This window comes from Pseudomonas vanderleydeniana (genome assembly GCF_014268755.2).
Taxonomy (GTDB): Bacteria; Pseudomonadota; Gammaproteobacteria; order Pseudomonadales; family Pseudomonadaceae; genus Aquipseudomonas; species Aquipseudomonas vanderleydeniana.
In genome coordinates this window covers 6,055,488-6,078,877 of sequence record NZ_CP077093.1, presented here as the reverse complement: position 1 = coordinate 6,078,877, position 23,390 = coordinate 6,055,488, and the positions used below count along the sequence as shown (strand labels likewise).

Annotated in this window: 22 protein-coding genes; 15 read left to right on the top strand and 7 right to left on the bottom strand. The window is 62.8% G+C overall.

All coding sequences use genetic code 11. The features are described from left to right. Window positions 1-50 precede the first annotated feature (50 nt). Window positions 51-401, bottom strand: coding sequence for a glutaredoxin family protein (locus HU752_RS27330; RefSeq protein ID WP_186678262.1), 351 nt, complete (start codon window positions 399-401; stop codon window positions 51-53). Window positions 402-404: 3 nt separating this feature from the next. Then, the gene (gene yejK, locus HU752_RS27325; RefSeq protein WP_186678260.1) at window positions 405-1,412 is read right to left on the bottom strand and encodes a nucleoid-associated protein YejK; all 1,008 of its coding nucleotides are present in this window, start codon (window positions 1,410-1,412) and stop codon (window positions 405-407) included. Between the two features lie 398 nt (window positions 1,413-1,810). Between yejK and HU752_RS27320 the strand changes: the two genes are divergently transcribed. Beyond that, the gene (locus HU752_RS27320) at window positions 1,811-2,092 is read left to right on the top strand and encodes an HU family DNA-binding protein (protein ID WP_010445708.1); all 282 of its coding nucleotides are present in this window, start codon (window positions 1,811-1,813) and stop codon (window positions 2,090-2,092) included. A 74-nt stretch (window positions 2,093-2,166) separates the two neighbouring features. Here HU752_RS27320 and rlmF read toward each other — a convergent pair whose 3' ends face one another. The 4 genes from rlmF to HU752_RS27300 all read right to left on the bottom strand — a co-directional run bounded on the left by rlmF (window position 2,167) and on the right by HU752_RS27300 (window position 6,543). After that, window positions 2,167-3,207 (bottom strand): 23S rRNA (adenine(1618)-N(6))-methyltransferase RlmF, encoded by a 1,041-nt coding sequence (gene rlmF, locus HU752_RS27315; protein ID WP_186678257.1) that lies wholly within the window; start codon window positions 3,205-3,207, stop codon window positions 2,167-2,169. 57 nt (window positions 3,208-3,264) lie between these two features. Further along, window positions 3,265-4,086: a peptidoglycan DD-metalloendopeptidase family protein gene (locus tag HU752_RS27310; RefSeq protein WP_186678246.1), complete on the bottom strand. Its 822-nt coding sequence runs from the start codon at window positions 4,084-4,086 to the stop codon at window positions 3,265-3,267. An 18-nt stretch (window positions 4,087-4,104) separates the two neighbouring features. Continuing rightward, complete coding sequence (gene xseA, locus HU752_RS27305; protein ID WP_186678245.1) at window positions 4,105-5,484, bottom strand: exodeoxyribonuclease VII large subunit; 1,380 nt, start codon at window positions 5,482-5,484, stop codon at window positions 4,105-4,107. Between the two features lie 162 nt (window positions 5,485-5,646). Next, window positions 5,647-6,543, bottom strand: coding sequence for a LysR family transcriptional regulator (locus HU752_RS27300; protein ID WP_186678244.1), 897 nt, complete (start codon window positions 6,541-6,543; stop codon window positions 5,647-5,649). Between the two features lie 101 nt (window positions 6,544-6,644). On the opposite strand from HU752_RS27300, the gene HU752_RS27295 reads away from it, so the two are divergent. The 7 genes from HU752_RS27295 to HU752_RS27265 all read left to right on the top strand — a co-directional run bounded on the left by HU752_RS27295 (window position 6,645) and on the right by HU752_RS27265 (window position 12,858). Continuing rightward, window positions 6,645-7,412, top strand: a complete 768-nt coding sequence (locus tag HU752_RS27295) for a sulfite exporter TauE/SafE family protein (RefSeq protein WP_186678243.1) — start codon at window positions 6,645-6,647, stop codon at window positions 7,410-7,412. A gap of 235 nt (window positions 7,413-7,647) precedes the next feature. Continuing rightward, window positions 7,648-8,196: a sugar ABC transporter ATPase gene (locus tag HU752_RS27290; protein WP_186678242.1), complete on the top strand. Its 549-nt coding sequence runs from the start codon at window positions 7,648-7,650 to the stop codon at window positions 8,194-8,196. An 82-nt stretch (window positions 8,197-8,278) separates the two neighbouring features. After that, window positions 8,279-9,748: an IMP dehydrogenase gene (gene guaB / locus HU752_RS27285; protein WP_054057407.1), complete on the top strand. Its 1,470-nt coding sequence runs from the start codon at window positions 8,279-8,281 to the stop codon at window positions 9,746-9,748. Window positions 9,749-9,853: 105 nt separating this feature from the next. Further along, entirely contained in the window at window positions 9,854-11,431 is a 1,578-nt protein-coding gene (guaA, locus tag HU752_RS27280; protein ID WP_186678241.1) for a glutamine-hydrolyzing GMP synthase, read from the top strand. Between the two features lie 296 nt (window positions 11,432-11,727). Then, entirely contained in the window at window positions 11,728-12,039 is a 312-nt protein-coding gene (locus HU752_RS27275) for a type II toxin-antitoxin system HigB family toxin (RefSeq protein ID WP_186678239.1), read from the top strand. Between the two features lies 1 nt (window position 12,040). Next, on the top strand, window positions 12,041-12,454 hold the full coding sequence (locus HU752_RS27270; protein WP_017902440.1) for a helix-turn-helix domain-containing protein: 414 nt from the start codon (window positions 12,041-12,043) through the stop codon (window positions 12,452-12,454). 113 nt (window positions 12,455-12,567) lie between these two features. Then, on the top strand, window positions 12,568-12,858 hold the full coding sequence (locus HU752_RS27265) for a helix-turn-helix transcriptional regulator (protein WP_225920075.1): 291 nt from the start codon (window positions 12,568-12,570) through the stop codon (window positions 12,856-12,858). A 19-nt stretch (window positions 12,859-12,877) separates the two neighbouring features. On the opposite strand, the gene treR is transcribed toward HU752_RS27265, so the two are convergent. Continuing rightward, on the bottom strand, window positions 12,878-13,582 hold the full coding sequence (gene treR / locus HU752_RS27260; RefSeq protein ID WP_186678237.1) for a trehalose operon repressor: 705 nt from the start codon (window positions 13,580-13,582) through the stop codon (window positions 12,878-12,880). A 224-nt stretch (window positions 13,583-13,806) separates the two neighbouring features. Here treR and treP point away from each other — a divergent pair, with 224 nt between their 5' ends. From treP to tadA, 7 genes are all read left to right on the top strand, one after another. Continuing rightward, window positions 13,807-15,249, top strand: a complete 1,443-nt coding sequence (gene treP, locus HU752_RS27255; RefSeq protein ID WP_186678235.1) for a PTS system trehalose-specific EIIBC component — start codon at window positions 13,807-13,809, stop codon at window positions 15,247-15,249. Between the two features lie 31 nt (window positions 15,250-15,280). Then, window positions 15,281-16,930: an alpha,alpha-phosphotrehalase gene (gene treC / locus HU752_RS27250; protein WP_186678221.1), complete on the top strand. Its 1,650-nt coding sequence runs from the start codon at window positions 15,281-15,283 to the stop codon at window positions 16,928-16,930. Between the two features lie 111 nt (window positions 16,931-17,041). Next, the gene (locus HU752_RS27245) at window positions 17,042-18,262 is read left to right on the top strand and encodes a maltoporin (RefSeq protein WP_186678218.1); all 1,221 of its coding nucleotides are present in this window, start codon (window positions 17,042-17,044) and stop codon (window positions 18,260-18,262) included. A 62-nt stretch (window positions 18,263-18,324) separates the two neighbouring features. After that, window positions 18,325-20,853: a phosphoenolpyruvate--protein phosphotransferase gene (gene ptsP, locus HU752_RS27240; RefSeq protein WP_186678215.1), complete on the top strand. Its 2,529-nt coding sequence runs from the start codon at window positions 18,325-18,327 to the stop codon at window positions 20,851-20,853. A gap of 2 nt (window positions 20,854-20,855) precedes the next feature. Further along, on the top strand, window positions 20,856-21,182 hold the full coding sequence (locus HU752_RS27235) for a PTS sugar transporter subunit IIB (protein ID WP_186678211.1): 327 nt from the start codon (window positions 20,856-20,858) through the stop codon (window positions 21,180-21,182). A 267-nt stretch (window positions 21,183-21,449) separates the two neighbouring features. Continuing rightward, window positions 21,450-22,826, top strand: coding sequence for a multicopper oxidase family protein (locus tag HU752_RS27230; protein ID WP_186678208.1), 1,377 nt, complete (start codon window positions 21,450-21,452; stop codon window positions 22,824-22,826). Then, on the top strand, window positions 22,826-23,317 hold the full coding sequence (gene tadA / locus HU752_RS27225; protein WP_186678205.1) for a tRNA adenosine(34) deaminase TadA: 492 nt from the start codon (window positions 22,826-22,828) through the stop codon (window positions 23,315-23,317). Before HU752_RS27230 ends, tadA begins: the two co-directional genes overlap by 1 nt. The last annotated feature ends 73 nt before the right edge of the window (window positions 23,318-23,390 follow it).

The following is a 23,390-nucleotide window of genomic DNA, read 5'->3' as shown; positions in this document are numbered from 1 at the left end:
CCCGCGAGCAGGCTGAAAGTTTCGTGACGGCGCAACGTTGCGCAGAGGGGTCATTTGAGGGCGGCGAGGATGTCGTCCGGCCGATAGCCGCGAATCAGCGTGCCGTTGACGTCGAGTATCGGAATTCCGCCACCCCCCAGGGCCTGGTAGGCCTTGCGTGCCTCGGCGTCCTTTTCGATATCGAATTCCTTGAACGCAATGCCCTTCTGGTCGAGAAAGCGCCGGGTCGCCTTGCAGTAACCGCACCAGTCGGTGGCATAGAGCACGACCCGCGCCTGGCTGCGGGTCTGTGCCGGTAATACCGAGTCCGGCTGGAACACCCGCTCGATCTTGCCCCAGTTCTGGTACGCGACCACCACCAGCAGGATCAGCAGGAATTTCTTCAGCACGCCACCGAGCATCGATCAGTCCTTGCGACGCTTGAGCTGGTCGGTGAGCTGGGTCGGCAGGCCCTTGATGATCAGGGTACCGGCTTCCTCGTCATACTCGATCTTCGAGCCCAGCAGGTGTGCCTCGAAGCTGATGGACAAGCCCTCGGCCCGACCGGTGAAACGGCGGAACTGGTTCAGGGTGCGCTTGTCGGCCGGGATTTCCGGGGACAGGCCGTAGTCCTTGTTGCGGATATGCTCGTAGAACGCCCGTGGGCGGTCTTCATCGATCAGTCCCGAGAGTTCTTCCAGGGCCACCGGCTCGCCGAGTTTCGCCTGGGTGCTGGCGTAGTCGACCAGTGCCTTGGTTTTCTCGCGGGCGTCGTCTTCGGGCAGGTCCTCGCTCTCGACGAAGTCACTGAAGGCCTTGAGCAGGGTGCGGGTTTCGCCCGGGCCGTCGACGCCTTCCTGGCAGCCGATGAAGTCACGGAAGTACTCCGAGACCTTCTTGCCGTTCTTGCCCTTGATGAAGGAAATGTACTGCTTGGACTGCTTGTTGTTCTGCCACTCGGAAATGTTGATCCGCGCGGCCAGGTGCAATTGGCCCAGGTCCAGGTGACGCGACGGCATGACGTCCAATTCGGCATTCACCGCCACGCCTTCGCTGTGGTGCAGCAGGGCGATGGCCAGGTAGTCGGTCATGCCCTGGTGGTAGTGGGCGAACAGCACGTGGCCACCGGTGGAGAGGTTGGACTCTTCCATCAGCTTCTGCAGGTGTTCGACCGCGACCCGGCTGAACGCGGTGAAGTCCTGGCCGCCATCGAGGTATTCCTTCAGCCAGCCACTGAACGGGTAGGCTCCCGATTCGCTGTGGAACAGACCCCAGGCCTTGCCTTGCTTGGCGTTGTAGCTTTCATTGAGATCGGCCAGCAGGTGTTCGATGGCCTGCGATTCGCTCAGTTCCGAGTCGCGGGCGTGGAGCACGGCGGGCGTGCCATCGGGTTTCTTGTCGATCAGGTGGACGATACAATGACGGATCGGCATGGGCTTCTCGGCTGATTGTCAGGGGGAGAGGCGCGGCTCCCCGGAAAAGCTGCCAGTGTACCGTACCGGGGCGCGGAAGCAGCGTTTACCGGATCAAACTTGACCAATCAGCGGTTTCTGGCAGTTTTTTTTCGAAAACGAGCGCAAAAGCTGACCAAATGGCTAGGTAGAGGCGGATATTTCCCCGTCTCTGTGCTAGTTTTGCCCCCGTCTTGCGCAAGGTAACCGCGCAAAGCGTGTTTTCAGCAGGTGCCAGGTCGAACCAAACCCCGTTTTTGCTATCTACATCCGCGATCCGTCGTGGTTTATCAGCGGGGTGTCAGGTCCACAAGGCTTGGCTCGACGGCTGGCACTGCACTCTGCAATCCAAATGAATTTGATAGGGAAGGAACATCTCAATGGCTATTACTAAAGACCAACTGATCGCTGATATCGCCGAAGCTACCGCTCTGCAGAAGACTGAAGTGCGCAAGGTTCTCGAGCAACTGACCGATATCGTTGCTGATCAGCTGGAAAACGGCGGCGAAATCACTCTGCCAGGCGTTGGCAAGCTGAAAGTGACCGAGCGTCCTGCCCGTACTGGCCGTAACCCATCGACTGGCGCTGCCATCGAAATCGCTGCCAAGAAAGTGATCAAGCTGGTTGTAGCCAAGGCCCTGACCGACGCTGTCAACAAGTAAGATGCGAAAAAACCGTGCCGCGGAATGATCCGGGCACGGTTTTTTTTCGCCTGCCGAAAAGTGGGCGACTCGATTTATCCCGGTGTTGCGCCGCCGTTGCGGTTCCAGCGCTGTGCCCGCCAGGCCTGCCGGGCGGCCTTGTCCTGGAAGGTCCAGGCGACGAAGCGACTCTGTTTCTGGCCCTGGGACATCTCCACGACCCGGCTTTCCAGGGCGCCGGCCTTCTTCAGCGCCGCCTCTATCGCCGGCAGGTTCGACGCTTTCGAGACCAGCGTACTGAACCACAACACTCGGTTGCCCAGTGGCGAGCTCTCGCTGATCAACTGCGTCACGAAGCGCGCCTCTCCACCCTCGCACCACAACTCCGCCGCCTGGCCGCCAAAGTTCAGCACCGGCAGCTTGCGCTTGGGGTCGGCCTTGCCCAGCGCCTTCCACTTGCGGCGACTGCCGCTCTGGGCCTCGTCGAGGGAGGCATGGAAGGGCGGGTTGCACAGGGTCAGGTCGAAGTACTCGTCGCCACCCAGCAGGCCGGTGAGAATGTATTTCGGGTTGTCCTGCTGGCGCAGGCTGATGGCCTTGTTCAAGCCGTTGGACTGGACGATCGCCTTGGCGGCGGCCAGGGCCGTGGGGTTGATGTCGGAGCCGAGAAACTGCCAGCGATAGTCGCCATGGCCGATCAGCGGGTAGATGCAGTTGGCACCGACGCCGATATCCAGCACCCGTACGGCGGGTCCGCGGGGAATCACGCCATCGTTGTGTTCCGCCAGCAGGTCGGCGAGAAAGTGTACGTAGTCGGCGCGGCCTGGTACGGGGGGGCAGAGAAAGTCTGCCGGGATGTCCCAGTGGGCGATCCCGTAGAAGGCCTTGAGCAGCGCCCGGTTGAACACGCGCACGGCCGCCGGGTCGGCGAAGTCGATACTTTCCTTGCCATAAGGGTTGATGATCACGAATTGGCCGAGCTCGGGGCAGCCCTTGATCAGTTGCGGGAAGTCATAACGCCCCTGGTGGCGGTTGCGTGGATGCAGGGCGGCTTTTTCGCGCGGCTGCGCCGCCTTGGCAGGGGCGGCTTTGACGGGTTTCTTGCGCGGGGGCTTGGGTTTGCTTGGGGCGTTCATGGGCAGGGTCGGTTCAGGTAAGGCTCGATTGACCGGTATTGTCCCACATTCGCCCGCTCAGGGCTGGAAGGCGCCGATGAAGATCGCCGGATCGACCCGGGCATCGTTCAGGCTGATGTTCCAGTGCATGTGCGGCCCGGTGGCGCGTCCGGTGGAACCGACCTTGCCGACCACGGCACCGCGGGCAAGCGTCTGGCCGACCTGCACGTCGATCTTCGACATGTGGCAGAACATGCTGATGAAGCCCTGGCCGTGGTCGACGAACACGGTGTTGCCGTTGAAGAAGTAGTTGCCGGTGAGGATCACCTTGCCGGCGGCCGGTGTCTTGATCGGCGTGCCGGCCGGCACCGCGAAGTCCAGCCCGGCATGCGGGTTGCGCTCCTCGCCATTGAAGAAGCGACGCACGCCGAAGCGGCTCGACAGCGGGCCGTTCACCGGCTTGTCCAGCAGCAGGTTGCTGGGTGTGCCGGGGCTGAAGCTGCGGTAGGCGCGCAGTTGCACCGCCAGTTCCTCATCGATGCGCTTGAGATCGGCCGGATTGGGATTGACCTGGCGGGTGTTCTTGAGCGTGATGTGCTGTTCCGGGTATTTCTTGTTGCCGACGCTGAAGCTCAGGTTGCGGTTCCCCGAGCTGATCTGCTGGTTGCCGGGCTTCACCGTCAACGGGATGCCGACGATCGCCAGCCAGTTGTTCTGCTCCCTGACTACCAGCACCGGCTTGCCCTGGTAGCTGGCCTTGGGGGCCTGCGTCGCCGTGCCCAGGTCGACCACGGCGACTCCGCCGGGTACCGGCTTGTTCAGCAGGCGAGTGAGGTAGCTGTCGGCGTGGGCATTGCAGGCCAGGCCCAGGAGCAGCAGGGCGGCAAGAAAACGGGGCATGTTCGAATCCCTTGAAAGTCAGTCCAGTAGCGAGAGGGTCACGGGCGTCAGGTGGTTGTCCTCGACCCGCACCTGCAGCTCGCCCTCGGCCAGTTTCGCCTTCAGTCGCTGGCCGGGCCGGGTCTGTCCGGCATTGCGAATCGCCTGGCCACGTTCGTCCAGCAGGATGCTGTAGCCGCGGCCGAGGGTCGCCAAGGGGCTGACCACATGCAGCGTCTGCACTTGGCTTTGCAACTGCAGGCGGCGTGCCTTCAGGCCTTCGCGCATGGCCCGGGGCAGGCGCTCGGCGAGGCTGTCCAGGCGCTGGCGCAGCAGGGCCAACTGGCGGCCGGGGTGCTGGCCGTTGAGACGGGTTTCCAGGCGCAGGAGTTTTTGTCTACGGTTATCGAGTTGGCGTTCGAAGGCCCGGCGCAGGCGCATGTCCAGGTCATCCAGGCGCTGGGCCTGTTGGCGCAGGCGTTCGCCCGGGTGGCGCAGGCGCCGCGCCAGGCCGTCCAGGCGCAGGCGTTCGCGTGCCAGCCGGTCACGCATGCGCATCACCAGCCGGCGGTGCAGGCTTTCGACCCGGCGCTGCAGGTCGCTGGAGTCAGGGGCCAACAGTTCGGCGGCGGCGGAGGGGGTCGGGGCGCGCACGTCGGCGACGAAGTCGCTGATCGAAACATCGGTTTCATGGCCGATGGCGCTGACGATCGGTGTCACGCAGGCATCCACGGCACGGGCGACCGCCTCTTCGTTGAAGCACCAGAGGTCTTCCAGCGAGCCACCGCCACGGGCCAGGATCAGGGCGTCGAAGCCCCTGGCATCGGCCATTCTCAGGGCGCGGACGATCTGTGCGGTGGCTTCGCGGCCCTGGACCGCAGTGGGAATCAGGGTCAGTTCGACCTGCGGTGCGCGACGGCGAAAGACGCTGATGATGTCGCGGATCACTGCGCCGGTCGGCGAACTGACGATGCCGATTCGTTGCGGATGCGTCGGCAGCGGTACCTTGCGTTCGGCGCTGAACAGGCCTTCGGCACCGAGTTTTTCCTTCAGCGCCTCGAACGCCAGGCGCAGGGCGCCATCGCCGGCCGGCTCGACGGTGTCGAGAATCAGTTGGTAGTCGCCACGGCCCTCGAACAGCGAGACCTTGCCGCGCACCTTGACCGCCAGGCCGTCCTTCAAGGCCTGGCGCACGCGGGCGGCGTTCTGCCGGAACAGCGCGCAGCGCACCTGGGCACCGCTGTCCTTGAGGGTGAAGTAGACATGGCCGGAGGCCGGGCGGGCGAGGTTGGAGATTTCGCCTTCGACCCAGATATTGCTGAACACGTCCTCCAGCAACACCCGCGCACGGCCGTTGAGCTGGCTGACAGTGAGGACTTCGCGGTCGAGGCCCAGACGAGAAAAGGGATCTTTGATCATGGTGGGCATGATAAAGGCATTTGCTTGCCGACCACCATGTCTCTGGGTGGATATCACCGCTCTTGGACTGTCCCCAAGGGGTGGATGGGGTGTCCAGCTTCTTGGGGATAGTCCATTTTGTAGGAGCCAGCAAGCCGGCGCCTACAGAGAAATGCGTGGCCTTCAGGGGTGAAGGTATCCCCGGAAATGCTCGACGAACTGCGCCACCAGCGGCGTCGGCTGCTGGCGGCAGGCCAGGGCCAGGGTGCTCTCGCAGTCCGGATCCTTGAGCGGCAGGAAGTGGATGTTGGCCGGGGCGATGTCCTGCATGGACTCCGGCAGCAGCGCAATGCCGAACCCGGCCTGGATCAGCTGCAATTGGGTGGTCTTGCGCGACATCACTCGCGCCGCCTTGGGAAAGAAGCCCTGGCGCATGCACAACTCGGCCGACAGGTAGCTCAAGCCGCCCCGTTGCGGATGGGGAATGGAGATGAACGCTTCATCCTTGAGCAGCGCCAGGTCGATGCCTTCGGTCGCCCCCGCCAGGGCGTGCTCCGGCGGTACCGCCAGCAGCAGGCGTTCGCTGAACAGCGGCAGGATCTGCACGCCCTCGCGCTGGCGCAGCACCGGCAGGCGCAACAAGCCGATATCCAGCCGGCCTTCCGCCAGTTCTTCCAGTTGCGCTTCGGAAGACAACTTGACGATATCCATCGACGCACCCGGATTCCGCTCCAGGTAATGCCCGATCGCCTGCAGTAGCCGGCCGCTCATCGGTACGGTGCTGGAGTGGCTCAGGCGCAGGGTGCCCAACTGGCCCTTGCCGACCTGGGTCGCCAGTTCGCTGGCCTTGTTCAGCTCGCTCAGCAGGTTCCTCGCCCGCGGGTAGAAGGCCTCACCGGCTGCAGTCAGCCGCGGCTGGCGCGCCGTGCGTTCGAACAGGGGCGTCTGCAGGTGGTGCTCCAGTTCCTTGATCTGTCGGCTCAGGGCCGACTGGGCAATGAACAGGCGTTCGGCGGCCGCGCTGAAACTGCCGGAGTCGGCGATTTCGACGAAGTAGCGCAATTGGCGGGTGGAAATCACAAGTCATGCCTTTTCGAGATGGGTAGCGGGCTTTGAACATATTAGTCGCAAGGCTCGCCAGTGGCTAAAGTCAAGCGAACCCATTGTGGAAGTTGTGTGTCATGAGTCTTGTCGCGTTGTTGAACCAGTGGCCATTCAGCGCCACCGACTGGCTGGTGGTGGCGCTGGGTGTGGCCCTGGCCTACATCGTCTTCGGCGTGGCCGGTTTCGGCACGGCGCTGGTGGCCGGACCGATCCTGATCCTGTTCATGCCGCTGTCGAAGATCGTGCCGTTGCTGGTGCTGCTGGATTTCGTCGCGGCGTTCGGCAACCTGCTACCGTCGCGCAAGGACGTCGCCCGCCCGGAGCTGCTGCGGCTGCTGCCGTGCATGGCGGTGGGTTGCACCCTGGGCGTGGTGTTCCTGCTCAACCTCAAGTCCGACATCCTGCTGTTGCTGATGGGCCTGTTCATCAGCGCCTATGCCATCTACAGCCTGCTTATAAAGGCCCGCCCCACGCAGTTGAAGGCCGGCTGGGCGGTGCCCATGGGGGTGATGGGCGGACTGTTCGGCGCCCTGTTCGGCAGTGGTGGCTTCCTCTATGCGATCTACCTCAACAGCCGTTTGTCCAAGGACGCGGCCCGGGCCACGCAAAGCGCGCTGATCAGTTGCAGCACGGTGGTACGCCTGTCGCTGTTGGTCATCGCCGGGGTCTACGCCGAGCTACCTTTGCTGGTGTTGGCGCTGTGCCTGTTGCCGGCGATGGCGTTGGGGCTGTGGATCGGTCGGCGGGTGACGTCGAGGTTGTCCCGCGAAGCCTTCGTGCGTTTGGTGACCTGGCTGGTGCTGGCCAGTGGCATTGCCTTGATCACGCGGTATCTGAGCACTTGACCTGATCGCGTCAGGGATTAAGCTGAGCGGCCGCGTATCTTGTGGCGAGTGGGCTTGCCCACGCTGGGGCGCATGGCGGCCCCGGAACTGGCTATGGCGCTGTGGCAGACAGCATGCAGGCGACGTTTACGTCTGCTTCGCCGCCGAACGGGGCAGTGCGGCGTCCCGACAAGCCCCCACGCCACAAGGAGCATCACCGCCTTTGCTTCAGGCCGTAGCCGTGAATTCCCAAAGCATGAACACCCAAAGCATCATCGTCCCGAAAATCTCCACCCTGCCGGTTCACGAACCCCGTGCCCGGGCGATCCTGCGTTGGCTGGTGCGCAAGAATATCGTCGAGGAACAACTGAGCACCTGCGGCCGTACCGGCAACCGCATGGCCCATGCCATTGCGCCAGGGGCGGTCAACGTGGTCCTGCGTCCCGAGGCGCTACCGTTCGGTCAGCCGATCAACGGCCTGGAGATCGTCACCAAGCGCTGCATCTATACCCCGTCCAAGGGGTTTCTCGAGGAAGCCGGCTGTGCCGAATGTCGCCGGGAGGTCGGCGAGGCGCTGTTCGACAGCCTGGAGGACTGGATGCCGGGGCGCACCGAGAACTTCATCTGCCCGTTGTGCGGACATGAGGACGATATCAATGGCTTCCTGTTCCTGCAGCCGTGCGCTTTTTCCAATCTGGGATTTATCTTCAATAACTGGCTCGAAGCCGGCTTCAGGCAGGAGTTTCTCGACGAGTTCGCCGACTGGCTGGATCAGCCCGTCGCCTGGGTGCAGGTCGAGCTGTAAATAGGCCAAGGTTTACATTGAGCCGGGGCCCTAGTATGAGTATAATGGCGCGCTTCCATTTTCCCGCCCGGGAGCCCCCGCGATGCTGCGTATCAGCCAAGAAGCCCTGACTTTCGACGACATTCTCCTTGTGCCCGGTTATTCCGAGGTGCTTCCCAACGAAGTCAGTCTCAAAACCCGTCTTACCCGTGGCATCGAGCTGAATATTCCGCTGGTTTCCGCTGCCATGGACACCGTGACCGAAGCCCGTCTGGCCATTGCCATGGCCCAGGAAGGCGGTATCGGTATCATCCACAAGAACATGACCATCGAGCAGCAGGCTGCCGAAGTGCGCAAGGTCAAGAAGTTCGAGGCCGGTGTCGTCAAGGACCCGATCACCATCGAGGCCGATGCCTCGGTTCGTGACCTGCTCGAACTGACCCGCATGCACAACATCTCCGGCGTGCCGGTGCTGCACGATGGCGACCTGGTGGGTATCGTCACGTCCCGTGACGTGCGTTTCGAAACCCGCCTGGATGTTCCTGTCCGCGAAGTGATGACCCCGAAAGAGCGTCTGGTCACTGTTCGTGAAGGTGCCGACAAGGCCGAAGTCCGCGCGCTGCTGCATAAGCACCGCCTGGAGAAGGTCCTGATCGTCGACGACAAGTTCGCCCTCAAGGGCATGATGACCGTCAAGGACATCGAGAAATCCAAGGCCTACCCGCTGGCCAGCAAGGACGACCAGGGTCGTCTGCGCGTCGGTGCCGCGGTCGGCACCGGCAAGGACACCGGCGACCGCGTGACCGCGCTGGTCAATGCCGGCGTCGACGTGGTGGTGGTCGACACCGCCCACGGTCACTCCAAGGGTGTGATCGACCGCGTTCGCTGGGTCAAGGAAAACTTCCCGCAAGTGCAGGTGATCGGCGGCAACATCGCCACCGGCGCGGCTGCCAAGGCCCTGGCCGAGGCGGGCGCGGATGCGGTCAAGGTCGGTATCGGCCCTGGCTCGATCTGCACCACCCGTATCGTCGCCGGTGTCGGCGTACCGCAAATCAGCGCCATCGCCAACGTCGCCGCTGCCCTTGAAGGCACCGGTGTGCCGTTGATCGCCGACGGCGGCATCCGTTTCTCCGGTGACCTGTCCAAGGCCATCGTGGCCGGTGCTTCCTGCGTGATGATGGGCTCGATGTTCGCCGGTACCGAAGAAGCGCCAGGCGAGATCGAACTGTTCCAGGGTCGTTCCTACAAGGCCTACCGCGGCATGGGTTCGCTGGGTGCGATGGCGCAGTCCCAGGGCTCGTCCGACCGCTACTTCCAGGACTCCTCCGCAGGTGCCGAGAAGCTGGTGCCGGAAGGTATCGAAGGCCGCGTGCCGTACAAGGGCACCCTGACCGCCATCGTTCACCAACTGATGGGCGGCCTGCGCTCCTCGATGGGCTACACCGGTAGCGCCAACATCGAGGAAATGCGCACCAAGCCGGAGTTCGTGCGTATCACCGGTGCCGGCATGGCCGAATCTCACGTTCACGACGTGCAGATCACCAAGGAAGCTCCAAACTATCGCGTAGGTTGATAGTGATCGCCTCCTGGCGCTGGCCTGGAGGCGATTGACGAATTTGAACCGGGGCTGTTGATGACAGCCCCGTGTTGTTTCTGATTTCACAGACGAGAATGAGCCATGGCCCTCGACATTCACGCCCACCGCATCCTGATCCTCGACTTCGGTTCCCAGTACACTCAACTGATTGCCCGCCGCGTGCGTGAGATCGGTGTGTACTGCGAACTGCATCCGTTCGACATGGACGACGAAGCGATTCGCGAATTCGCTCCCAAAGGCGTCATCCTCGCCGGCGGCCCCGAGTCGGTACACGAAGCCAACAGCCCACGCTGCCCACAGGCGGTGTTCGACCTGGGCGTGCCGGTCTTCGGTATCTGCTACGGCATGCAGACCATGGCCGAACAGATGGGCGGCAAGGTCGAGGGCTCGGAGCTGCGTGAGTTCGGTTACGCTCGCGTCGACGTGGTCGGCAAGAGCCGCCTGCTGGACGGTATCGAGGACCACGTCGACGCCGACGGCCTGTTCGGTCTCGACGTGTGGATGAGCCACGGTGACAAGGTCACCCGGATGCCGGAAGACTTCCACATCCTGGCCAGCACCCCGAGCTGCCCGATCGCCGGCATGTTCAACGACGACCTGCGCTACTACGGCGTGCAGTTCCACCCTGAGGTGACCCACACCAAGCAGGGCGGTCGCATCCTGTCGCGCTTCATCCTCGACATCTGTGGTTGCGAGGCTCTGTGGACTCCTTCGAAGATCGCCGAAGATGCCATCGCGACCATTCGTGCCCAGGTCGGCAGCGACAACGTCCTGCTGGGCCTGTCCGGCGGTGTCGACTCCTCGGTGGTTGCGGCGCTGCTGCACAAGGCCATCGGCGACCAGCTGACCTGCGTGTTCGTCGACAACGGCCTGCTGCGCCTGCACGAAGGTGACCAGGTAATGGCCATGTTCGCCGAGAACATGGGGGTCAAGGTGATCCGTGCCAACGCCGAGGACCAGTTCCTGGGCAACCTGGCCGGCGAAGCCGACCCGGAGAAGAAGCGCAAGATCATCGGCCGTACCTTCATCGACGTGTTCGATGCCGAGTCCTGCAAGCTGGACAACATCAAGTTCCTGGCCCAGGGCACCATCTACCCCGACGTGATCGAATCGGCTGGCGCGAAGAGTGGCAAGGCCCACGTGATCAAGTCCCACCACAACGTCGGTGGCCTGCCGGAAGAGATGAACCTCAAGCTGGTCGAGCCGCTGCGCGAGCTGTTCAAGGACGAGGTCCGTCGCCTCGGCCTGGAGCTTGGCCTGCCGTACGACATGGTCTACCGTCATCCGTTCCCGGGCCCGGGCCTGGGCGTGCGGATCCTCGGCGAAGTGAAGAAGGAATACGCCGACCTGCTGCGTCGCGCCGACCACATCTTCATCGAGGAACTGCGCAAGGCCGATTGGTACCACAAGGTCAGCCAGGCTTTCGTGGTGTTCCAGCCGGTGAAATCGGTGGGTGTGGTCGGTGACGGCCGTCGCTACGCCTGGGTCGTGGCCCTGCGTGCCGTAGAGACCATCGACTTCATGACCGCGCGCTGGGCGCACCTGCCGTACGAACTGCTGGAAACCGTCAGCAGCCGGATCATCAACGAGATCGAAGGTATTTCCCGCGTGACTTACGATGTGTCGAGCAAGCCGCCGGCGACTATCGAGTGGGAATGATCCCCGCCTGATGTAGGCGAAAAGCGTTAAAGCAATGGCGGTCGATGCCTCGGTATCGACCGCCATTGTCGTTTCTGGCTATAGGAAAGTTCGCTGCTCCTAACCGTCGCAATATCCTGAAAACACACTGGCCTTCTTGCGTTTTCTATCTCTGTACACTCAAGAAACTCTAGCGCGGAGCACCCGACCTTGGTGATCAAGAGCGGGCTGCGTTTCATGCAGAAAGCTGGACTGGCTAATCGCGGTTGACAAAATGTCAACTTTTTATCATTCTATATCCGTGGGCATGAAACGACATGCACGTCATATCCAGAAAGCCGTTCAGCGATGCAGCAAGCGCCTATCCAAACGATGTTGAAGCTATCGACCGCACCTATCGGGTCTTGCGATCCGGCGAGTTCGATACACCACAGGCGCTAGGGAAGGTTTTTCCATCACTGGACAACTTCAAGTACAAGGATAAGTGGTGGGTACTCGACATTGGTGGCAACAATCTTCGCCTGATTGCCTTCATCGAGTTTCGCGACAACCGCCTGTACGTCAAGCACATCGTGACTCATGCCGAGTACGACAAGCTTTGCAAACGTTACCGGAAGGAGGCTGATTGATATGGGGTTTGCCGCCATCAAGGAAAAAGCCTATGCCTTGTTCAGCGAGGCGGGCTTCATTAGCCACATAGCCAATGATGACGACTATGCCAAGGCGTTGGCGTTGATGGATGATCTGGTTGAGGACTATGAGGTCAACCGTCCGCTGATCGAAATCCTGGCTCGCTCCATTGAGAGTTGGGAAAACGAGTCTGAGGAGTTTGTGGCGTTCAACGCACGGGTGGCAAAGTTGGGAGGCGTTGACGTGCTTCGGTTGCTGATGGAGCAACATGGACTGGGCGTGGCCGACCTGCCGGAAATCGGCAGCAAATCGCTGGTGTCCAAGATTCTCAATGGCCGTGGCCGCAACTTGACCCGCGACCACATTGCGGCATTGAGTAAGCGGTTTGCGGTTAGTCCTGCACTTTTCTTTTGATCGCTCCACTTTTCCATCCATACCGGCAGCTTTAAGTGCGTTAAGCGTTGCTCATCTCCCGGTTGACCTGCCGAGAGACTTCGATTGGCATCTGACTTGATGACGTCATTGAAGTGGTGCCGGACCTGGTCGGGCTTACCGATATCGCCGATATTGCCAGCGTTTCCCGGCAGAATATTCGCAAACTCATGCTCAATCACTCGAATAGCTTTCCGTTGGCGGTCCACCAGGGCAGCACATCGGTCTGGCATCTGGCGCCGGTGCTGGAATGGCTGGATGGGCGGGGTTATAAGTTGCAGCCCCGATTGCTCGAGACCGCGCAGGCGGCCCGGCAGGTGAACCTCACCAAGGCTGTCGGCAAGCTCGGTGCGGTAAACCCCGAGTTGCTGGCGCTGGTGCTGTGAGTTGTCGGCTGGCAGCGCCTCAGCGCCGCGCCACATCCGAAAAGTAGAACTTGTCCAACGTATGCCGCGATTCGGTGTACTCGAACTGCCGCCCGTCCTGCAGGAAGGTCTGGTTCTTCACCACGATCACGTGGCTGGCACCGTCGAGGTCCAGGTGCTGCTGGTCGTCCTTGCCACAGCGTACCGCTTCGATGGTGCGCTGGGCGAAGCTGATGTTCAGTTGCAGGGTCTGTTCGATGTAGGCGTAGATCGAGTGCTCGGCGATGTCCCGGGTCAGACCGGGGATCAGGTCGGCGAGGAAGTGGTTGATGTCGAGAATGATCCGCTTGCCGTCAATGCGGCGCACCCGCTTGATGCAGATCACCGGGCTGCCCGGCTCGCCCTGCAGGCGCTCCAGCAGGAAGCCCTCCAGCGGTACCTCGCTGAATTCCACGACTTCCGTACCGATGTTGTTGCCCAGGCTCGAGTGGGCTTCCTGGAAGGTGACGATGCCACCGAGCTGGAACTCGATCGGGCTGCGTGACAGCACGAAGGTGCCCTTGCCGTGGATCTTCTGGGCGAATCCCCGTTCCTGCAACTGCTCGATGGCCTTGCGCACGGTGCCGCGGCTCGCCTGGTAGCTGTCCATCAGCTCGGTTTCCGAGGGGAGCCGGGCGCCTTTCTCCAACTGCTCGGTGGTGATGCTGGCAAGCAGATCGCTATAGATCTGGTTGTATTTGCTCATGGTGTTCGCTCTGAATCGGAAATCGCCCGGTAACAGCGTAGCGGACGGGGTGTCCCAAGGAGTGGAACCTTAAGGGCAGGTCGAGGCTTTGTCCATTTGTCGGGGCTTTTGCCAATAAACGCTCAACTCGTCTGTACGAGTTGTTGCTTTAACTCGTACAGACGAGTATTTTTCACCCATGTGCTGCGACAACCTCCAATAACAATCAGCGCGGAAGGAAAACCATGAGCCACGACTATCCGAATATCGCTCGCGAGCTGCTGCAGAGTCTCGGCGGGGCCGACAACATCGAGCAGGCCGCCCACTGTGTCACTCGCCTGCGGCTGGCGCTCAAGGACCCGAACAAGGTCGATCGAAGTGCCCTGTCCGCGATCGACCTGGTCAAGGGCTCGTTCTTCACCGGCGGGCTGTTCCAGATCGTCATCGGCCCTGGCGAGGTGGAGCGGGTCTACGCCGCGCTGCGCGAGGCCACTGGCCTTGCAGCCTCGACCATCGCCGACGTGAAGAAGGCGGGTGCCGACAAGAGCAACGCCATGCAACGCCTGGTGCGGGTGTTCTCCGATGTGTTCATGCCGATCCTGCCGGCGCTGATCATCGCCGGCCTGCTGATGGGGATTAACAACCTCATGGGCGCCAAGGGCATGTTCGTCGACGGCAAGACATTGCTCGAGGCCTATCCGTCGCTGGATGGTCTGTGGAGTCTGATCAACCTGATGGCCAACACCTCCTTCGTGTTCCTGCCGGCGCTGGTCGGCTGGTCGGCGGCCAAGCGCTTCGGCGGCAGCGAGATTCTCGGCATCGTCCTCGGCCTGATGCTGGTCCACCCCGACCTGCTCAACGCCTGGAACTACGGCAAGGCGGTCGCCGGACTCGACGGCCAGAGCCTGCCGTATTTCGACATCTTCGGCTGGTTCCGCATCGAGAAGGTCGGCTACCAGGGGCAGATCCTGCCGATCCTGCTGGCCGCCTACGTCATGAGCGTGATCGAGAAATGGCTGCGCGCACGGGTACCGAATGCCATCCAGCTGCTCGTGGTGCCGATCACCACCATCGTCATCACCGGTGTCCTGGCCCTGGCGATCATCGGCCCGGTGACCCGCCACCTGGGCATCCTGATCACCGAGGGGATGGTCTGGCTGTTCGACGTGGCCCCGGCCGTCGGCGGCGCGGTGTTCGGCCTGCTGTATGCGCCGCTGGTGATCACCGGCATGCACCACATGTTCCTCGCGGTGGACCTGCAACTGATCTCCGGCCACGGCGGTACCTTCATCTGGCCGATGATCGTGATGTCCAACCTGGCCCAGGGCAGTGCGGCCCTCGCGGTGTTCTACATGAGCCGCAACGCCCGCGATCGCAGCATGGCCTCGACCTCGGCGATTTCCGCCTACTTCGGGATCACGGAGCCGGCGATGTTCGGTGTCAACCTGCGCTACAAGTTCCCGTTCTATGCCGCGCTGGTCGGCTCGGCGATCGCCAGCGTATTCCTCTCGCTGAACAAGGTGCTGGCCTCGGCCATCGGCGTCGGTGGCTTGCCGGGTTTCATCTCGATCACCCCGCATTCAATCCCGGTGTTCATCGTCGGCATGGCCGTCGCGATGCTCGTGCCCTTCGCCCTGACCTGTGCGCTGAGCCTGAAGATCGTGCGCCCCGGCTATCGCGTCGCCTGATCTCGACTTTACTGACCACAAGGGAATTCCCATGCAAGACTGGCAACGCTCGGTGATCTACCAGATTTATCCGAAGAGCTTCCACAGCCATGCCGGCCTGCCCACCGGCGATCTGCTGGGGGTGGTCGACAAGCTCGACTACCTGAAATGGCTGGGTGTCGACTATCTGTGGCTGACGCCGTTCCTGCGTTCGCCGCAACGCGACAACGGCTATGACATCAGCGATTACTACGCCATCGACCCGATCTATGGCTCCATGGCCGATTGCGAGCTGCTGATTGCCGAGGCCGGCAAGCGCGGGATCCGTCTGATGCTCGACATCGTGGTCAACCATACGTCCACCGAACACGTCTGGTTCCAACAGGCCCGTAGCAGCCTCGACAACCCGTACCGCGACTTCTATATCTGGCGCGACCAACCGAACAGCTGGCATTCGAAGTTCGGTGGCAACGCCTGGGAGTACGAGGCACAGACCGGCCAGTACTACCTGCACCTGTTCGATCACACCCAGGCCGACCTGAACTGGGACAACCCCCGGGTGCGTGAGGAAGTCTTCCGGATGATGCGCTTCTGGCGCGACAAGGGCGTCGGTGGCTTCCGCCTGGACGTGATCAACCTGATCTCCAAGCCCAAGGACTTTCCCGATGATGCCTCCGATGGCCGGCGTTTCTACACCGACGGTCCGAATGTTCATCAGTACCTGCAGGAAATGCACCGCGAGGTGTTCGCCGGCCATGACCTGGTCAGTGTTGGCGAGATGTCCTCCACCAGCCTGGAACATTGCATTCGCTACTCGCGGCCGGAGTCCCGCGAACTGTCGATGACCTTCAACTTCCATCACTTGAAGGTCGACTACCCGAACATGGAAAAGTGGGTGCGGGCCGACTTCGATTTCCTCGAACTCAAGCGCATCCTCTCCGACTGGCAGCTTGGCATGCAGGCCGGTGGTGGCTGGAACGCGCTGTTCTGGTGCAACCACGACCAGCCGCGGGTGGTTTCGCGCTTTGGCGATGACGGTGAACACCGCACGGTCTCGGCGAAGATGCTCGCCACCGCGCTGCACTTTCTTCAGGGCACGCCCTACATCTACCAGGGGGAAGAGCTGGGGATGACCAACCCGGGGTTCGGGCACATCGACCAGTACCGGGATGTCGAGACCCTGAACATCTACCGCATCCAGCGCGAGGCCGGCCAGTCGCAGGAGCAGAGCATGGCGGCGATCATGCAGAAATCCCGCGACAACGGACGTACGCCCATGCAGTGGACGGCCGGCCCGAATGCCGGTTTCAGCTCGGCGCAGCCCTGGATCGACCTCCCTGAGAATGCCTCCTGGATCAATGTCGAACAGCAGCTCGAAGACCCGGACTCGGTGCTGCATCACTATCGCCGGCTGGTGGAATTGCGCCGCAGCGAAGCACTGATGGTCGAAGGCAGCTATCGCCAGCTGCTGCCCGAACATCCACAGGTCTGGGCCTATGTGCGTGAAGGCCAGGGTGAGCTTCTGCTGGTGGTGAGCAACTTCTACGCCGACAGTTGCGAGGTCGTTCTACCCCAGGGGGTGTTCGAGCAGGGACAGCAGCAACGTCTGTTGATCAGCAACTACTCGGATTGCCCGGTCAGAAATCGGGAACTTTTCCTGCGTCCCTATGAGTCATTTGTTCTTTGCCTTTCAGAAAAATAGGAAAAGTCGTTCATCAAATGCAGTTCTCACCGGATCGTATTCAGGGAGGCTGCGTCTGAAAATCGAACACTGAACTCAACAATAAAAACAATGAGAACAGCGGAGTGGTTCATGAAGACAATCAGTAGAGGTCTGTTGGTTTCCTGTGTCTGCCTGGGGTTGCCGTTTCCGGCCGAGGCCCTGGAGTTTGCCGGGTACCTGCGCAGCGGCATCGGTGGCTCGACCAGCGGCGGCAAGCAGAGTTGTTTCCAACTGCCGGGGGCACCGTCCAAATATCGCCTGGGCAACGAGTGCGAACAGTACGCCGAGCTGGAACTGCGCCAGGACCTGGCGACCCTCGATGACGGTTCGGTGCTGAGCGTCGATGCCATGGCCTCGTTGTACAACCGCTATGGCCGCAACCTCAGTTTCGACGGCGAGAACGGGGCTGCGCGCATGCCGCAGATGTATGCCCAGTGGTCCAACATGCCCTCGCTCAACGGTGGTTCGCTGTGGGCCGGGCGCCGCTACTACAAACGTAACGATATCCACATCTCCGACTTCTACTACTGGAACCAGAGCGCCACCGGCGGCGGTATCGAGGACGTGCTGATCGGTGACCTCAAGTACAGCTACGCCTTCTCGCGCAAGGACAACCTGTACCAGAAGGACTACCTCAACCGGCACGACTTCAACGTCGCCGGCTTCAAGGTCAACCCCGACGGCGAGCTGGAGTTCGGTGTCAGCTACATCGATGCTCCGCGCCGCAGCGATACCCATCAGGGCTGGGCGATCACTGCGCAGCACGTGCAGAAGAACTTCCTGGGCGGCAAGAACAAGTTCGCCCTGCAATACGGCGAGGGGCCGGGGACCGGCCTTGGCTACACCGGCGACCCGCACCTGGATACCAGCAGCAAAAGCTACCGGGCCGTGGAGTTCTTCGACTGGCAACTGACACCGCGCTTCGGTGGCCAGTTCGAGGCGGTGTACCAGAAGGACATCCGTCCCGATGGCCAGGACCAGAACTGGATTTCCCTGGGCGTGCGTCCGGCCTATGCGATCACCGAGCAGTTCAAGCTGGTGACCGAGCTGGGACATGACCAGATCGAGGCGCCGGGCGGCACTCGCAAGCTCAGCAAGTTCACCTTCGCACCGACCTGGTCGCCGAAGGGGCCGGATTTCTGGGCACGTCCCGAAGTCCGTCTCTACTACACCTACGCCAGTTGGAACGCGGCGGCACAACGTGCGGCCAACGAACTGGCGGCCGGCTCCGCGCTGTCCGACAGCGGCGCGTTCGGCAATGCACTGCACGGCTCCAACTTCGGCGTGCAGGTCGAGTACTGGTGGAAATAGCTCCCATGCCGATGGGTACGGCCCGTCGGCGCGTCACGGAACAACAATCAGAAGGTGATTTCATGAGCGCAATTCCTTCCCTGGAACTGCTGGCTCCGCTGTCCGGTGTACTGTTGCCACTGGACCAGGTGCCCGATCCGGTATTTTCCGGTCGCCTGATCGGCGATGGCGTGTGCATCGATCCGACTTCCAGCGTGCTCTGTGCGCCGCTGTCTGGAGTGGTCAGCAACATCCAGGACAGCGGGCATGCCGTCAGCATCACCGACGAGCAGGGCGTGCAGGTGCTGATGCACATCGGCCTGGACACCGTGAACCTGGCGGGCAAGGGGTTCACCGCACGGGTCCGCGAAGGCGAATCGGTCGAGGCGGGGCAGGTGCTGATCGAGTTCGATGCCGATTACCTGGCCCTGCATGCCCGTAGCCTGCTGACGCTGGTGCTGGTGGTCAGTGGCGAGCCTTTCACCGCGTTGGTAGACGGGGTGGTCGACACTGGCCAACCGCTGCTGTGCCTGGGAGCGCGGACGCCTGCCGAGGTTGCGACCCGGCAGGAAGAGGGTGAGGCGCTGTTTTCCAAACCGCTGATCCTGCCCAATGCGAACGGTCTGCATGCCCGTCCGGCGGCGGTCCTGGCCCAGGCGGCCAAGGGGTTTGCCGCCAGTATCCAGTTGCACAAGCACCAGAGCAGCGCCAATGCCAAGTCGCTGGTGGCGATCATGGCCCTGCAGACGGTCAAGGGCGATGTGCTGCAGCTCAGTGCGGCGGGCGAGGATGCCCAGGCGGCGCTCGATAGCCTGGTGGCGCTGATTGCCGAGGGATGCGGCGAAACGGCGGCGGCCGAGGCACCGGTGGAAACCTTCGATGCCCCGGTGACCTCCAGCCTGAGCCTGCTCCGTGGCGTCTGTGCCTCGCCGGGTACGGCTCTGGGCCAGGTGATGCAACTGTCCGAGCAGGTCCTGAATATTCCGGAGGCGGGCGCTGGCGAGGAGCGGGAGAGGGGACTCCTGGAGGGAGCCCTGGCCCAGGCAGCCCGAGAATTGCAGACTCTGCAGGAGGGGGCGGCGGGCAGTGCCCAGGCCGAGATTTTTCGCGCCCATCAGGAGCTGCTGGAGGATCCGGAACTGCTGGAGCAGGCCCAACTGTTGCTGGGGCAGGGCAAGAGTGCAGCCTTTGCCTGGCGTGGGGCTACCGAGGATACGGCAGCCTTGTTCAAGCGCCTTGGCAACGAACTGCTGGTGGAGCGCGCCCTGGATCTGCTGGATGTCGGCCAGCGTGTGCTGCGGCTGATCCTGGGTGCCGAAGCGCGTGCGCAGGTATTGCCGGACGATACGATCCTGATCGCCGACCAGCTCACGCCGTCGCAGACGGCCAGCCTGGACACCCGGCGGGTGTTGGGTTTCGCCACGGTGGGTGGCGGTGCGACCAGTCATGTCGCGATTCTCGCCCGGGCCCTGGGGCTGCCCGCCCTGTGTGGCCTGCCGGCGCAGGTGCTGGAGGTCGCCAATGGCACCCCGGTGTTGCTCGATGCCGATCTTGGGCAATTGCATCTCACGCCTGAGGACGCGGATATCCAGCAATTGCTGGCCAAGCGCGAGCAGCAGCGTGAACGCCGCGAGCGTGACAGCGAACTTGCCCATCACGCCGCGATCACCCGCGACGGCCAGCACATCGAGGTGACGGCCAACGTCGCTTCGCTGGAAGAGGTCGAGCAGTCCCTGGCGCTGGGGGGCGAAGGGGTTGGCCTGTTGCGCTCGGAGTTCCTCTACCTGGAGCGCAGCAGCGCGCCGAGCGTCGAGGAGCAGGCTGCGACCTACCAGGCGATGGCCCAGGCCCTGGGCCCCGAGCGCAACCTGGTGGTACGTACCCTCGACGTGGGCGGCGACAAGCCGTTGGCCTATGTCCCGATGGACGGCGAGGCCAACCCGTTCCTCGGCATACGCGGCATTCGCCTGTGCCTGCAGCGTCCTGAGCTGCTGCGGCAGCAACTGCGGGCGATCCTCGCCTGTGCCGGGCAGACGCGGCTGCATATCATGCTGCCGATGATCACCCGGCTGTCCGAGCTGCGCGAGGCCCGCCAACTGCTGGTCGAGGAAGCGCGGGCGCTGGGCATTGCCGAGTTGCCCAAGCTGGGAATCATGATCGAGGTGCCGGCAGCGGCGCTGATGGCCGACCGGTTCGCGCCGGAGGTGGACTTCTTCTCCATCGGTACCAACGACCTGACCCAATACACCCTGGCAATGGACCGTGACCATCCGCAACTGGCGAGCCAGGCCGACAGCCTGCATCCAGCAGTGCTGCGCCTGATCGCCAGCACCGTCAAGGCCGCCCATGCCCATGGCAAGTGGGTCGGCGTGTGCGGTGCGTTGGCCTCCGAGGTGCTGGCCGTCCCGGTGTTGCTGGGGCTGGGGGTGGATGAGTTGTCGGTCAGCGTTCCGTTGATCCCATCGATCAAGGCGGCGGTGCGGGAAGTCAACCTGCAGCAGTGCCGAGTCCTGGTCGATCAGGTCCTCGACCAGGAAGGTGCCGAACAGGTGCGCGGGATTCTGCGTGATCATCAACAGGCGACGGCGGCCACGCCGGTATTGGAGCATTGAGCATGTTCGAGACATTCAGGCAGGCCTTCTGGAAGGCCCTGACCCCGGACCTGGTGCCGGAGCAGGCGGTTGCACAGGCCCGTGACGATTCGGTGCCGGTGGAGGCAATGGTTCTTGCCGAGCCGGTACTGGCGGCGCTGGGAGGCGAGGCCAACCTCAAGTCCCGCCAGCGGGTGGCGCTGACGCGGTTGCGGGTCGAGTTGCATGATGCCAGCCGGCTTGATCAGGCGGCCCTGCGCAAGGCGGGCGTGCCGGGGGTGATGGCCTTGAGGGATGGCGTGGTTCATCTGTTGATGGGACTCGATTCCAGGCATGCGGAAAAGGCTTGAGGGCCTGTCCACAAACCATCGAGCGCCGAGGCCTGTAGGAGCCGGCTTGCTGGCGATCGCGGTGGCTCAGCCAGAAATATATTGACTGACAGATCGCTATCGCCGGCAAGCCGGCTCCTACACGGGGCCATGCGAAGGGGGCCGTGTCATGCGCCGGGCTTGCGGCCCATTGCCACTCCGCCCTTACCGTTTCTCAACTGCGGGTGTATCGTATTCGCCTTTTGCGAGCGGTGAGCTTGCGGCTGATTCGGTGAGGTGGTTGGGTTCATGTCTTTTTCCCGTCGACAAATACTCGGTGGCCTGGTCGGCCTTGCGGTAGTAGGTGTAGGGGCCGGTGGTGCGTCGCGCTACTGGCTGGGGAAGATGGCCGACGCCGAAGCCGGGCATGACTATGAACTGATCGCCGCACCGCTGGATGTCGAGTTGGTGGCTGGGCACAAGACCCCGGCCTGGGCATTCGGCCCGACGGCGCCAGGTACCGAGTTGCGGGTGCGCCAGGGTGAATGGTTGCGGGTGCGTTTCATCAACCACCTGCCGGTGGCCACCACCATCCACTGGCATGGCATCCGCCTGCCGCTGGAGATGGATGGTGTCCCGTACGTTTCGCAACTGCCGGTGCTGCCCGGCGAGTACTTCGACTACAAGTTCCGCGTGCCGGATGCCGGCAGCTACTGGTACCACCCTCACGTCAGCAGCAGCGAGGAGCTGGGGCGCGGGCTGGTCGGGCCGCTGATCATCGAGGAGCGCGAGCCGACCGGGTTCCGCCATGAACGCACGCTCAGCCTGAAAAGCTGGCATGTCGATGAGGAAGGCGCCTTCCTGCCATTCAGCATTCCCCGTGAAGCCGCCCGTGGCGGCACGGCGGGGCGGCTGTCGACGATCAACGGTGTATCGCAGGCCGTGGTCGAGTTGCCGGCCGGGCAGATTACCCGGGTGCGCCTGCTCAACCTCGACAACACCCTGACCTACCGTATCAACATCCCGGATGCCGAGGCGCAGATCTATGCGCTGGACGGCAACCCGGTCGAGCCGCGGCCCCTGGGCAAGGAGTATTGGCTTGGCCCGGGCATGCGCATCTGCCTGGCGATCAAGGCGCCGCCGGCCGGTGAGGAACTGGCCCTGCGCAACGGTCCGATCCGACTGGGCACCTTCCGTTCGGTGGCCAACAACGACGCACCGAGCCAGTGGCCACCGGCGTTGCCGGCCAACCCGATTGCCGAGCCGGACCTGGCCAATGCCGAAAAGCTCAACTTCAATTTCGAGTGGGTTGGCTCGGTTTCGGTGAACGTCGATAATGGCAAGCCGCCCAGCCTCTGGCAGATCAACGGCAAGGCCTGGGACATCACCGACAAGACCTGCGCCGACCGGCCCATCGCCAAGTTGCAGAAGGGCAAGAGCTACATTTTCGAATTGAAGAACATGACCCAGTACCAGCACCCGATCCACTTGCACGGCATGAGCTTCAAGGTACTTGCCTCGAACCGCAAGACGATCGTTCCGTACTTCACCGACACCTACCTGCTGGGCAAGAACGAGCGTGCGCGGGTGGCGCTGGTGGCGGATAACCCGGGGGTGTGGATGTTCCATTGCCATGTGATCGACCACATGGAAACCGGCCTGATGGCCGCCATCGAGGTGGCGTGATGCGGCAGATTCGCCCGGCGGCGATCATCGATCGCAGCCGCGATCAGGATTTCATGCGCGAGGCACTGGCGTTGGCCGCCCAGGGCGCGGCGCTGGGCGAGGTGCCGGTCGGTGCGGTACTGGTCCAGGACGGCGAGATCATCGGCCGCGGCTTCAACTGCCCGATCAGCGGCAGCGACCCGAGCGCCCATGCCGAGATGGTCGCCATCCGCGCGGCGGCCCAGGCGGTGAGCAACTACCGGCTACCGGGCAGCACCCTCTACGTGACGCTGGAACCGTGCAGCATGTGCGCCGGGTTGATCGTTCATTCGCGGATTGCACGGGTGGTCTACGGCGCCCTGGAGCCCAAGGCGGGAATCGTGCAGAGCCAGGGGCAGTTCTTCACCCAGGGCTTTCTCAACCACCGGGTGCTGTTCGAGGGCGGGGTGCTCGCCGAGGAATGCGGGACCATCCTCAGCGAGTTCTTCAAGGCCCGCCGCGGCAAGGCCTGAGTCGATCTGTTCAGGCGTTGCACATCCCCTGTGGCGAGCGGGCTTGCCCGCGCTCGGCTGCGAGGCAGCCGTA

Bases quoted from the DNA above. Each gene is read 5' to 3' on its own strand.
- HU752_RS27330 (WP_186678262.1), bottom strand. From the start codon at position 401: ATGCTCGGTGGCGTGCTGAAGAAATTCCTGCTGATCCTGCTGGTGGTG.
- yejK (WP_186678260.1), bottom strand. From the start codon at position 1,412: ATGCCGATCCGTCATTGTATCGTCCACCTGATCGACAAGAAACCCGAT.
- HU752_RS27320 (WP_010445708.1), top strand. From the start codon at position 1,811: ATGGCTATTACTAAAGACCAACTGATCGCTGATATCGCCGAAGCTACC.
- rlmF (WP_186678257.1), bottom strand. From the start codon at position 3,207: ATGAACGCCCCAAGCAAACCCAAGCCCCCGCGCAAGAAACCCGTCAAA.
- HU752_RS27310 (WP_186678246.1), bottom strand. From the start codon at position 4,086: ATGCCCCGTTTTCTTGCCGCCCTGCTGCTCCTGGGCCTGGCCTGCAAT.
- xseA (WP_186678245.1), bottom strand. From the start codon at position 5,484: ATGATCAAAGATCCCTTTTCTCGTCTGGGCCTCGACCGCGAAGTCCTC.
- HU752_RS27295 (WP_186678243.1), top strand. From the start codon at position 6,645: ATGAGTCTTGTCGCGTTGTTGAACCAGTGGCCATTCAGCGCCACCGAC.
- HU752_RS27290 (WP_186678242.1), top strand. From the start codon at position 7,648: ATGAACACCCAAAGCATCATCGTCCCGAAAATCTCCACCCTGCCGGTT.
- guaB (WP_054057407.1), top strand. From the start codon at position 8,279: ATGCTGCGTATCAGCCAAGAAGCCCTGACTTTCGACGACATTCTCCTT.
- guaA (WP_186678241.1), top strand. From the start codon at position 9,854: ATGGCCCTCGACATTCACGCCCACCGCATCCTGATCCTCGACTTCGGT.
- HU752_RS27275 (WP_186678239.1), top strand. From the start codon at position 11,728: ATGCACGTCATATCCAGAAAGCCGTTCAGCGATGCAGCAAGCGCCTAT.
- HU752_RS27270 (WP_017902440.1), top strand. From the start codon at position 12,041: ATGGGGTTTGCCGCCATCAAGGAAAAAGCCTATGCCTTGTTCAGCGAG.
- treR (WP_186678237.1), bottom strand. From the start codon at position 13,582: ATGAGCAAATACAACCAGATCTATAGCGATCTGCTTGCCAGCATCACC.
- treP (WP_186678235.1), top strand. From the start codon at position 13,807: ATGAGCCACGACTATCCGAATATCGCTCGCGAGCTGCTGCAGAGTCTC.
- treC (WP_186678221.1), top strand. From the start codon at position 15,281: ATGCAAGACTGGCAACGCTCGGTGATCTACCAGATTTATCCGAAGAGC.
- HU752_RS27245 (WP_186678218.1), top strand. From the start codon at position 17,042: ATGAAGACAATCAGTAGAGGTCTGTTGGTTTCCTGTGTCTGCCTGGGG.
- ptsP (WP_186678215.1), top strand. From the start codon at position 18,325: ATGAGCGCAATTCCTTCCCTGGAACTGCTGGCTCCGCTGTCCGGTGTA.
- HU752_RS27235 (WP_186678211.1), top strand. From the start codon at position 20,856: ATGTTCGAGACATTCAGGCAGGCCTTCTGGAAGGCCCTGACCCCGGAC.
- HU752_RS27230 (WP_186678208.1), top strand. From the start codon at position 21,450: ATGTCTTTTTCCCGTCGACAAATACTCGGTGGCCTGGTCGGCCTTGCG.
- tadA (WP_186678205.1), top strand. From the start codon at position 22,826: ATGCGGCAGATTCGCCCGGCGGCGATCATCGATCGCAGCCGCGATCAG.